Annotated in this window: 10 protein-coding genes; 3 read left to right on the forward strand and 7 right to left on the reverse strand. The window is 59.6% G+C overall.

The window, feature by feature from the left end:
- Positions 1-43 precede the first annotated feature (43 nt).
- From AB8B33_RS22175 to AB8B33_RS22190, 4 genes are all read right to left on the reverse strand, one after another.
- The gene (locus AB8B33_RS22175) at positions 44-1,327 is read right to left on the reverse strand and encodes an FtsX-like permease family protein (protein ID WP_439016897.1); all 1,284 of its coding nucleotides are present in this window, start codon (positions 1,325-1,327) and stop codon (positions 44-46) included.
- Positions 1,324-2,013 (reverse strand): ABC transporter ATP-binding protein, encoded by a 690-nt coding sequence (locus tag AB8B33_RS22180; protein WP_439016898.1) that lies wholly within the window; start codon positions 2,011-2,013, stop codon positions 1,324-1,326. The genes AB8B33_RS22175 and AB8B33_RS22180 overlap by 4 nt, the downstream gene beginning before the upstream one ends.
- Before the next feature lie 6 nt (positions 2,014-2,019).
- Complete coding sequence (locus tag AB8B33_RS22185) at positions 2,020-2,481, reverse strand: hypothetical protein (protein WP_113322196.1); 462 nt, start codon at positions 2,479-2,481, stop codon at positions 2,020-2,022.
- Between the two features lie 99 nt (positions 2,482-2,580).
- The gene (locus tag AB8B33_RS22190; RefSeq protein ID WP_439016899.1) at positions 2,581-4,335 is read right to left on the reverse strand and encodes an alkaline phosphatase; all 1,755 of its coding nucleotides are present in this window, start codon (positions 4,333-4,335) and stop codon (positions 2,581-2,583) included.
- A gap of 69 nt (positions 4,336-4,404) precedes the next feature.
- Between AB8B33_RS22190 and AB8B33_RS22195 the strand changes: the two genes are divergently transcribed.
- From AB8B33_RS22195 to AB8B33_RS22205, 3 genes are all read left to right on the forward strand, one after another.
- Positions 4,405-4,635, forward strand: coding sequence for a hypothetical protein (locus AB8B33_RS22195; RefSeq protein WP_439016900.1), 231 nt, complete (start codon positions 4,405-4,407; stop codon positions 4,633-4,635).
- Positions 4,636-4,749: 114 nt separating this feature from the next.
- Positions 4,750-5,784 (forward strand): aspartate-semialdehyde dehydrogenase, encoded by a 1,035-nt coding sequence (locus AB8B33_RS22200; RefSeq protein WP_113322194.1) that lies wholly within the window; start codon positions 4,750-4,752, stop codon positions 5,782-5,784.
- Between the two features lie 170 nt (positions 5,785-5,954).
- On the forward strand, positions 5,955-6,776 hold the full coding sequence (locus tag AB8B33_RS22205) for a lytic murein transglycosylase (RefSeq protein WP_439016901.1): 822 nt from the start codon (positions 5,955-5,957) through the stop codon (positions 6,774-6,776).
- Positions 6,777-6,829: 53 nt separating this feature from the next.
- Here the strand turns inward: AB8B33_RS22205 and AB8B33_RS22210 are convergent, their stop codons facing one another.
- The 3 genes from AB8B33_RS22210 to pdxY all read right to left on the reverse strand — a co-directional run bounded on the left by AB8B33_RS22210 (position 6,830) and on the right by pdxY (position 10,125).
- Positions 6,830-8,455, reverse strand: coding sequence for a GGDEF domain-containing protein (locus AB8B33_RS22210; RefSeq protein ID WP_439017289.1), 1,626 nt, complete (start codon positions 8,453-8,455; stop codon positions 6,830-6,832).
- Positions 8,456-8,547: 92 nt separating this feature from the next.
- Positions 8,548-9,189, reverse strand: coding sequence for a carbonic anhydrase (locus AB8B33_RS22215; protein ID WP_037072467.1), 642 nt, complete (start codon positions 9,187-9,189; stop codon positions 8,548-8,550).
- Between the two features lie 60 nt (positions 9,190-9,249).
- Complete coding sequence (pdxY, locus tag AB8B33_RS22220; protein ID WP_439016902.1) at positions 9,250-10,125, reverse strand: pyridoxal kinase PdxY; 876 nt, start codon at positions 10,123-10,125, stop codon at positions 9,250-9,252.
- Positions 10,126-10,246 lie beyond the last annotated feature (121 nt).

Consider the following 10,246-nt stretch of genomic DNA (forward strand, 5'->3'; position numbering starts at 1 on the left):
CTAGCATGGCTCTTGTCGTGGCGGAACAGGCACGCTGCAATCGTCACACTCGCAAAGCCTGGGCCGGGGACTGCCGGTAGGCGAGCACTGCCGGCAAGGCGGCGAGAACAGCGGCGAAGGCGAGAAGGATCACCGCAAGCGTTCCGTCTTCGCGTGCAAAGCCGACGGGCAGGTTGACGCCGCTGCTTTGCGAGAACAAGCCGGAAAGAATGAGTGCTGCGCCATAGCCGAGTGTAAAGCCAAGCCCGACTCCAACGGCGACGAGGACATAGAATTCCAGCCAGACAATGCCGAAGATCGCGCCGCGGGGAGCACCGAAGGCGCGTAGCGCGCCAATCTGCCGCCGACGCTGGCCGATATGGATGACAGTCACGAGGATCAGCGAGGCGGCGACGAGCCCCTGCGCGCCGGAGGCAACAGCAACGAGAATCTGCTTGGCATCACCGAGCGTCGCATAGAGGCTGGTCAGCACCTCGCCGGGAAAGACGGCAATCGTCGTGCCGTTGCGATAGTCCTGCCGCAGCTTGTAGGCATCGGCAATCGTCTTTGGCTTGATGAGGATGGCCGGAAGACCGGGCGTTTCCGCGGTCCAGCTCTCGTTCAGGCCGGCATGGGGATCAGGCTCCGCATGATGGTCGGCATCCTCATGGGCACCTTCCGCGTGTACGGCCTCTTCATGAGGATCCGCCTCCCCGGCGTGGTCATGCTCATGCTCTTCGCCCGCTTCCAGTCCATGGATATGCCAGACGGCCTGGATTGGAACGAGGATAGCGCGGTCCCAGGCTGTGCCTGTCGGCCGCAGGCGCCCCGTCACATGATAGGCGAGCTCCGTATGGGTGTGGCCGCCGGTTTCGATCGTGCCGTGCATCGGCTTGATCTCGCCGCCGACGGCAAGGTCGACGCTCGAGCCGATGACAGCCTCGCCCTCACTGGCGAAAACCTGGCCTTCGGAAAAGCCGCCGGAAATCGTTTCCGTCAACGCCCTCGTCGTGCCGACAATCGGATAGCCCGAGAAGGAATCGCCGAAGCCGACGGGGGCAGCCCATTCAACGCGCGGATCGGCGGCAAGCTTGGCCAGAACGTCGCCGGACATCAGCGGCAGCGCAGACGGCTGCAGGAAGATCGACGATAGCACGAGCTGGGTTTCGCTGCCGCCCGCGCCGATGACGAGATCGAACTTGTCGGCCGCACGGGCGCTGCCAAGACGTAAGGCACGTTCCTGCAGGATGACGGAAACGCCGAGCGCCGTTGCAAGCGCCACCAGCAGCACGACAACGAAGGAACCAGCCCACAACCGGCGCAGATCGGCGAGGATGAAGCGGATCATGCGGCCGCTCCCTTAATGTCGGAATCGTCGATGATACGGCCGGAGCGGAATGTAAGGCGGCGATCGAGACGGCTGGCAAGGCGGGAATCGTGCGACACGACGATCAGAGTGCTGCCTTCGGCCACGGCAAGATCGAGCAGCAGATCACCGACGGCATCGCCGCTTTCCGCATCGAGGCTGGCGGTCGGCTCGTCGGCGACGATGACGCCGGGCTTGCGCAGGAGCGCCCGGGCAATCGCCACACGCTGCATTTCGCCGCGCGACATGGTCTCAATCTTCTGCCCGGCGCGTTCAAGGCCGACGATGTTAAGGAGATCGTGGGCGCGCTCGACTATTACTGACGTAGCGGCACGCGCAAGACGCGCAGGCAATAACACGTTTTCGACAGCAGACAGGCCGGGAAAAAGGTGAAATTCCTGCATGATCAATCCGATATTGGCGGCCCGGAAGCGGTCACGGCGACTTTCGGAGAGCGCGGCGATGTCCTCGCCTTTCCAGCGGATGCGGCCTTCACGAACCCGCTCTAGTCCGGTGATGACATTGACGAAGGTACTTTTACCGGAGCCCGAGCCGCCCGTCACTGCGATACGGCTGCCGGCGGCAATCGACAAATGATCGATCGCGAGCGCAGGCGCCGATAAGCCGGGAAAGGTCACGGCGAGATGTTCAATATCGAGAGCCAGCATCGACGCTCAGACAGTGAAATATTCGGCCTGGCGGATGCGCAGCAGGCTGACGAAACCAGTCTCGGGATCCTGCCAGGATCCATACTCCAGCATACCACGCACCTCGATCGTCTGGCTCGGCTGCACGAAGGTCTGCTTCTCGCCAAGATAAACGACGACGATATTGTCCGGCCAATCCGCATCCGACGAACAGAACGGGCAGAGCGACATCGGCACTTCGGTCAGCACGAAGAATTGTGCCTCTGCCTTCAGCGGCGGAGCCATGAAGCCCTTCATGCTGATGTCCTTGCCGGCAAGCGTTTTCACCTTGTCGGAGAATTCGAGCCCCAGCACACCGAACTTGCCGTAGAGCTCGTCGAAAGTGAGCGAAGAATCGGCAGCGCGAGCAAGGGAACCGACGAAGGGAAGCGTGACGGCAGCACTGATCAGCTGGCGTCTGCTGAGCTGCAGCGAAGAGAATTTTTCCATGGCGATCTCCAGGAACCAAATTCCCGGCCGCTTAGCGGCCGGGATCATGATCGATGAAAGAGGCAAGGCCAGCAAGTGGCCTTGCCGGATCGACTTGGATCAGTTCGTCTGCTTGGCGCCGAGAGCGAAAGTGTCTGCCAGCACGCGGTAGACATCGCTCTGTTCCATGTAGCCATGGAAGCCTTCAGCACCCGGACCGGCCGACTGCAGAACGACGTCGTCAACGGCGTGAACACCGCTGTCGCCGCTCTTCGGAATATTGCCCTGAACAAAGACAGCGCCAGGAACATCCTTGTACTGTTCGTTGGCGACATATTCCTTCTTTTCGTTCTGGATAGCCGGAACGAACGGGCCTTCGAGCTTCGGACGGAAGGTCTCGTAATGGTCAGGGCCGTTGTTGGCGCTCAGGAACAAGCGACGGCTGACGTCGATCTTATCGGGATAACCGTCGCCATTCTCGTCCTTGTAGTTAGGGAAGCCGGCTTCGGCATAGGTCCCGACCTTTTCGCGCATTTCCGTGCCTGGCTTCTCATCATCGACGGTACCGATGATGGAAACGCCGTGAGTGTGGTCACCGGTGACGACGATCAACGTGTCCGGATGAGCCTTCTGGAATTCGCGGGCTACACCGACCGCCTTGTCAAATTCGATGGTATCGACGACGGCACGATCCCAATCGAGCGGATGGGACATCTTGTCGATCGAGGAACCTTCAACCATGAGGAAGAAGCCTTCCGGATTCTTGGACAGACGGTCGAGCGCGACCTTGGTCATGTCGACGAGACCCGGCTGGTTCGGGAACTTTTCGACGGTGCCCTTCTTCAGGAACTCACGATCAAGCGTGACGTCCATGTTGCCGGTATGGAAGAGACCAAGAAGATTGCCTTCAGCCGATGCATTGGCCGCAAGCTCGTTCTTGTCGGTCGCGAGCTTGTAGCCGGCATCCTGGAAGAGCTTGATGTAATCCTGATTGTCCTTGCGCTTCGAACCGGCGACCTCTTTGCCGAGGAAATAGGCCGAGCCGCCGCCAAGGAGGACTTCCGGCTTGACTTCGAGCAACATGCCGACGATGTCGGCCTTGTCGCTGCGGTTGCGGGTATGGGAAACGACGGCAGCCGGCGTGGCGTCTTCGACTTCGGCCGTCGCAACGATGCCGACAGACTTTTTCGTCATGCGGCGAACGGCCTCTGCGAAGGTTTCAACGCGCGGATCATCGAGCGAGTCAGGTGTACGGTCTGCATAAACGCCAATCGCGTTGACGGCCGTCTTGTGGCCCGTCATGTAAGCCGACATTGTGTTGGCCGAGTCCGTGGCAACGGCATTCGTCGCCGACGTACCGATGAACGCCATGCGCTCGAGATCGTCCATGTTCAGGCGGCCATTCGCTTTACCTTCCGTCATGCCCTTGGACATGATGCGGGCAGCCGTGCGATGCGCGACGGAAAGACCGTCGCCGAGCAGGAAGATGATGTTCTTTGCCTTCGGCTGGGCCGCGGTGTCGTAGACGTTCCAGGTTACGGACTTCGTCTCGTCGCCGGCGGCGATCTCGACCTTATAGGCGCCAGGAGCGGAAATCTTCAGGCCGCGCAGCAGGAGAGCGGAACCGAGAGCCTTGTCTTCCTTACCCTTTTCCAGCTCGACGAACTGTGCCTCGCCCCCGAGGACAGTTTTGTAATCCTGGCCGTTGACCGTGATCTTCACGTCTTCCGGCTTGACCTGCTTGCTGAGCTCGACCTTGAAGTCGAACGGTGAACCAGCCAGAATCGTAGCGCGATCAAGCGGATAGATCGAAGCTGCCTGAGCGGCACCGGCAAGAATCGTGGTGGCCGCGAAAGCGGCGAGAAGCATACGCATGGAAAAACCCCCGTTTTTCGTTGCAGTTATTACAACGGGTCGGGGATACCCCCCGGCAATGACAGAGGGATGACAAAACGCCGCAGCATTGCAGCACCCTTCTCCTACTCTCGTCCCACACGTAAAAACCTTGACTCCTGTGGAAAACCTTTTATGAGCAACGACGGAAAAGGAATATCCATGGTTCGCCACGAGCACGCCATCGCTGAGCGCAATAACCTGGCAGAAAATGCCCGGTTGGATTTTGCCGTTCCGGTTTCTTCCAAAACCAAGGCCAAAACGACGACGAAAACCGTCTGACGTCTCTGGCCTGCCGCTCTCTCCCCGGCCCGGCTGGGGACAGGAAGCCGCGATGATATCGCGCTTCCCCCCCCTCACCGGACAAGAGGAGAGAAGAGAAAGAGAGCTTGAGAAATGGGTTTCAAAGTTGCAGTTGCCGGAGCCACCGGAAATGTCGGGCGCGAAATGCTCAACATTCTCTCCGAACGTGGTTTCCCGGCCGATGAAGTCGTAGCACTCGCCTCCTCCCGCTCCCAGGGCCTCGAGGTTTCCTACGGCGATCGGACGCTGAAGGTCTCCAATCTGGAGAATTACGATTTCTCCGACACCGATATCTGCCTGATGTCGGCCGGCGGCGAGGTTTCCAAGCGCGTCTCCCCGAAGATCGGCCAGCAGGGCTGCGTCGTCATCGATAATTCTTCGGCCTGGCGCTACGACGCCGACGTGCCGCTGATTGTTCCGGAAGTAAATCCGGATGCGATTTCGCTCTTCACAAAGCGCAACATCATTGCCAACCCGAACTGCTCGACTGCCCAGCTCGTCGTTGCGCTGAAGCCGCTGCATGACTTCGCCAAGATCAAGCGTGTCGTCGTCTCGACTTACCAGTCGGTTTCCGGCGCCGGCAAGGATGGCATGGACGAGCTCTTCAACCAGACACGCGCCGTCTTCGTTGCCGATCCGATCGAGAACAAGAAATTCACCAAGCGTATCGCCTTCAACGTCATTCCGCACATCGACACTTTCATGGAAGACGGCTACACGAAGGAAGAGTGGAAGGTTCTGGCTGAAACGAAGAAGATGCTGGATCCGAAGATCAAGGTGACCTGCACCGCGGTCCGCGTTCCGGTCTTCATCGGCCATTCTGAATCGGTCAACATCGAATTCGAAAACGAGATTACGGCTGACCAGGCCCGCGATATCCTGCGCGATGCGCCGGGCTGCCTCGTCATCGACAAGCACGAGGATGGCGGCTACATCACGCCATACGAATCCGCCGGCGAGGATGCGACTTTCATTTCGCGCATCCGCGAAGATGCGACCGTCGAAAACGGCCTCAACATCTGGGTGGTCTCCGACAACCTGCGCAAGGGTGCGGCTCTCAACGCCATCCAGATCGCCGAGCTGCTCATCAATCGTGGCCTCGTCAAGCCGCGCAAGCAGGCAGCCTGATACCATTTGTAAACCATAATATGCTAAAGCCCCTGCTCGACGAGCGGGGCTTTTTCGGGCAAATACCGCCGTATAAGCGTTCGCTAAAAGGTGATCGTGACAAAGTCGCCGGTGGCTGGCATTCTCTTGCCCGGCTTAAAAGCTATGCAGATCGAGAGCGGGGTTTCTCAATGCGCATGAAAAAATTGATTTTGGCGGCCGCCGCGGCAATGGGCGTCCTCCATACGGTACCGGCGTTCGCGCAGGGTCCCCAATGCGGCAATACCAGCGCCGGTTTCGATGCCTGGGTCGCCGACTTCAAGCAGACGGCAGCGGCCAATGGCGTCAGCCAGTCGGTCCTGAGCCGTGCCTTCGCCAATGTCAGCTATAACAAGCCGACGATCGCCGCCGACCGCGGCCAGAAGAGCTTCAAGCTGTCCTTCGACGCATTCATGAAGAAGCGCGGCGGTGCGGCCGTCATCTCTCGCGGCCGTTCGATGAAAGCCGCCAACCAGGCTCTCTTCGCTTCGATCGAGCGCCGCTTCGGCGTTCCGGCCGGTCCGCTGATCGCCATCTGGGGCATGGAAACCGGCTTCGGCAGCTATATGGGCAACCAGCATACGATGTCCGCAGTCTCCACCCTCGCCTATGACTGCCGTCGCTCGGAATATTTCACCGACCAGCTTTATGCAGCCTTGCAGCTCGTTTCGGAAGGCTATCTCAGCCCGCAAGCCCGCGGTGCTGCCCATGGCGAAATCGGCCAGACGCAGTTCCTGCCACGCAACGTCGTAAGCTACGGCGCGGACGGTGACGGTGACGGCCGCGTCGATATGGTTGGCTCCCGCGCTGATGCGCTGGCCTCTACCGCCAATTTCCTTAAGGGTCACGGCTGGCGTGCCGGCACCGGTTACCAGCCGGGCGAGCCGAACTTCGTCGCCATCCAGGGCTGGAATGCCGCAACGGTCTATCAGCAGGCAATCGCCTATATCGGTCAGCAGATCGACGGCAACTGAAGAGACGTTCAATAGGAAAATGATACGAGCGCCGCATACGAATGCGGCGTTTTTCAACTGCGGATATCGTGGGTTCCGCCGGCAGCCTTGCGCCGCTCTTCCTGCGGTGCCGCCGAAGGAACAATCGGCCCGGCAACGACACAATTGCGTCCCGAGGCCTTGGCGGCATAGAGCGCCAGATCGGCGCGCTTCACCAGATCATCGAAATTGCGATTGCTCACGGCATTTGCACGCCCCGCACAGCCGAAGCTTGCGGTAACCCGCAGACGCTCGCCACTCGGCAACACGATGTCAGCAGCCTCGATGGCCAATCGGACACGTTCCGCAACGATCGCCGCATCCTCAGGTGTCGAATCCGGCAGCAACGCCATGAACTCCTCGCCACCGTGGCGCACCAGCAGATCGAAGGAGCGGAAGCTTTCCCGCGCGACGCCGGCTACGTGCTTCAGCACGATATCGCCGGCATCATGACCATACACGTCGTTGATTTTCTTGAAGTGATCGAGATCGAACAACACGACCGAAATCCAACGTGATCCATATTCAGCCTGCATCAGAAGCGCTAAAGCGGCAGCCTCGAAGCCACGGCGATTATAAAGGCCTGTCAGAAGATCGGTTTGGGCAGCATTGCGCAGCTCGTTGATGAGTAGTTCACGCTCTTCGGTGACACGGGCGACGAGGCGGATGCCCCGAACCGCAAGCGCCGCAATAAGGGCAACGAGCAGAACCAGTCCGGATGACAACGCAAGCACGATCGTCATGTGAATGTGCGAGCGCATCGATAGCTTCTGTCCGGTCACATGAATATCATCGGTTACGGAGGCGATTTTCTGCCGCAGGAAATCCAGCCGCTCGTTCTGGATACCAATCCATTTGTCTCGGATCGCCTTGTCCGGCCGCAGCGCACCGGAAACCATGGCCTTTGTGAAGGTATCGGCCCAGACCTCGTCGGGCTGAGCCCTATAGGCAAGGATCTCCCGGACGACAGGCGAGGAAGAATGAAAACGCAGGCGATCCATGCCGTTACCGAGCATCATTTCGCCTTGAACGAGCTGCTCGTGCGACATGGCGGAAAAGTCGGTTTGGTCGAAATAACGCTGGCCAAGGTTGCCGATCAGCCGCTCACCGTAGTAGGTCAGCAGGATACTCATCAGCTCGCTGGATTTGCGCATCAACACGGGATCATGGATCCTCGACGAAAGCGACGAGACGAGACCAAGCTGCTTCAATCCGGCCTGACCATAGATATGAACGGGGTTGCCGCCTTTGCCGTAATAACCTCGATCGACCGCCGAACGCGCCGCAACGATACGGCTGTAAGCAAGGCGGAGATCGGAAAGCTGTGACTGCAGACCGAGATCAAGTGTTTCAACGGGCGGGAGACTGGCGTTGAAACGCGCGCGTTCGCTGTCGAGCGCGCTCCGCCTTTCCATCATGGCCGCCCTGGTTATCTCGTCCGGATTGTTGATGTAGGTTCGCGTCGCGACGAGTTCCGCCAGGATCTCATTGGCAGCAATCGATCCTCCACGAGCAAGAACATCGGCAAAGAGATGGTCATTTTCGAGCGCGCGGTACTGCATGAGCGAGGAGCGGATCAACACCACTCCTTCGACAATCATGAAGACGAAGGGCAGCAGAATGGCGGCTAGTACTGCCCTTCTGATATTCTTGAATTTCAGCACTTCGAAATTCATAACTGATCCACGCGCATATACCGCCTGCAAGCGCAGCTTAGTGGAATATCTTAAAAAACTGCTAAAGCGGTCTATCCCTAGATTTCGGGACGGATAAAATCGAGTGTCTCAGAATCCATCACCCAGAGCTCGCCGGTCGAAATGTCGAACCAGGCGCCGTGAAGCTCCAGCTTGCCCTCTTCTTCAAGCGCCTTGATATCAGGGAAAGATCTGAGATTGTTGATCGAATTGCGGATGGAGACCCGCTCCAGCGCAGTCTGCCGTTCGGCCGGCGTCATGACGTTGTTGCTGCCAATCTGTTCGGCGGCAGGGCGAACGAGCGACATCCAGCGGCCGATGAAATCACCGGATGACAAAGGCTCGGCATCGGGATCGAGGGCTGCGCGGATACCGCCGCAGCGGCCATGGCCCATGACAACGATATTCTTGACCTTCAGCGCCTGCACGGCGAATTCGAGCGCTGCCGACGTGGAATGGAAATGGCCATCCGGTTCATAGGGCGGCACCATGTTGGCGACGTTGCGGATGACGAAGAGTTCGCCCGGCCCTGCGTCGAAGATCAGCTCGGGAGCAGCGCGCGAGTCGCAACAGGCAATAACGAGCGTCGTCGGGTTCTGCCCGTTTTCTGCAAGCTGCCGATACCGGTCGCGGGCATCGGCATATCGCCCGCTCATGAAGTTGCGATAACCGTCCAGCAGGGAGTTGGGGAAGCTCATCATGTCTCTGGATTAGCGCGCGCGTGAGCCAAGATCAACTGCTGCGCTGCAAAAGCCTGAGACCTATTTTTTCCGCCGCTGGGCAGGATGGACCAGGTGACGCATCTGCACCATTGCCATGGGCGTCGAAAGACTGGAGGCATCGCTTGCCAGCATCAGCTCGTTGCTGCCGCGCTTGACAGCGCGCGCCAACACTTCGAACACGCTGGCGGTCGCCAGCTGCAGCGCCTTTTCATCCTCCATTCCCGAAAGCAGGCGAGAGAGAAAAAGGGCGGCAAGCAGGTCGCCGAGCCCATTTGGTGGGTTTTCAACGACACGGTGTTCGGCAAGCAGGGCATGCCTTCCGGAGAGATAGAGATTGCCGGTGCCCCCCGCCATCATCGGCACCGCCGATGTGACCAGCATGCGTGAGGGGCCGAGCGAAAGAGCGGCCTCCATGACCGCGTTGTTGTCATCGAGTGCCGCCCCTGAAAGCCAGGCAAGTTCGTACCGGTTCGGCGTTGCGAGCGAGGCAAGCGGTATCAGATGGTCACGGATCGCCTCGGCTGTCGCTTCCGGGACGTAGAGGCCGCCGAGATCACCCATGACCGGATCGCAGACATAGAGCAGCTCCGGATTCTTCTCGCGCAAGGATGCAACGAGTTTCGCGACGGAGCGGGCCTGGGCGGCGTTGCCGAAGTAGCCCGACAAGACGGCCTTGACCTCGCCGATCCATGGCGCGCGGATGAGATCGTCAATCGCCGCCTCGAAATCGGCATCGGCGAAGGTCAGCCGTGTCGAGCGGCCATGACCGGGATGCCAGGGCAGCACGATCGTCGGCAGCGCCCAGACCTGATGGCCGAGCGTTTCCAGCGCAAAGACCGCAGCACGGTTTCCAACCGACCCCCGCACGACATGGCTGGAGATGACGATGACTGCGCCCGCTGCGTTTTCCGACATGGCATCCGAATCCGAATTTCGACCGCCGTTGATGATCTTTTTGACGAGGCGCTGTCAACCATTCTTCACGGGAGCGTGGAAATGTGCGGCGGGACGAAAAAGCCGGATAAAGTCATTTCGC

Origin of the sequence: Rhizobium sp. 768_B6_N1_8, assembly GCF_051811225.1 — a bacterium.
In the GTDB taxonomy this organism is placed as follows: domain Bacteria; phylum Pseudomonadota; class Alphaproteobacteria; order Rhizobiales; family Rhizobiaceae; genus Rhizobium.

Excerpts from the sequence above, each read along its gene's own strand:
- AB8B33_RS22185 (WP_113322196.1), bottom strand. The coding sequence starts at position 2,481 with ATGGAAAAATTCTCTTCGCTGCAGCTCAGCAGACGCCAGCTGATCAGT.
- AB8B33_RS22175 (WP_439016897.1), bottom strand. The coding sequence starts at position 1,327 with ATGATCCGCTTCATCCTCGCCGATCTGCGCCGGTTGTGGGCTGGTTCC.
- pdxY (WP_439016902.1), bottom strand. The coding sequence starts at position 10,125 with ATGTCGGAAAACGCAGCGGGCGCAGTCATCGTCATCTCCAGCCATGTC.
- AB8B33_RS22195 (WP_439016900.1), top strand. The coding sequence starts at position 4,405 with ATGACAAAACGCCGCAGCATTGCAGCACCCTTCTCCTACTCTCGTCCC.
- AB8B33_RS22205 (WP_439016901.1), top strand. The coding sequence starts at position 5,955 with ATGCGCATGAAAAAATTGATTTTGGCGGCCGCCGCGGCAATGGGCGTC.
- AB8B33_RS22180 (WP_439016898.1), bottom strand. The coding sequence starts at position 2,013 with ATGCTGGCTCTCGATATTGAACATCTCGCCGTGACCTTTCCCGGCTTA.
- AB8B33_RS22215 (WP_037072467.1), bottom strand. The coding sequence starts at position 9,189 with ATGATGAGCTTCCCCAACTCCCTGCTGGACGGTTATCGCAACTTCATG.
- AB8B33_RS22190 (WP_439016899.1), bottom strand. The coding sequence starts at position 4,335 with ATGCGTATGCTTCTCGCCGCTTTCGCGGCCACCACGATTCTTGCCGGT.
- AB8B33_RS22200 (WP_113322194.1), top strand. The coding sequence starts at position 4,750 with ATGGGTTTCAAAGTTGCAGTTGCCGGAGCCACCGGAAATGTCGGGCGC.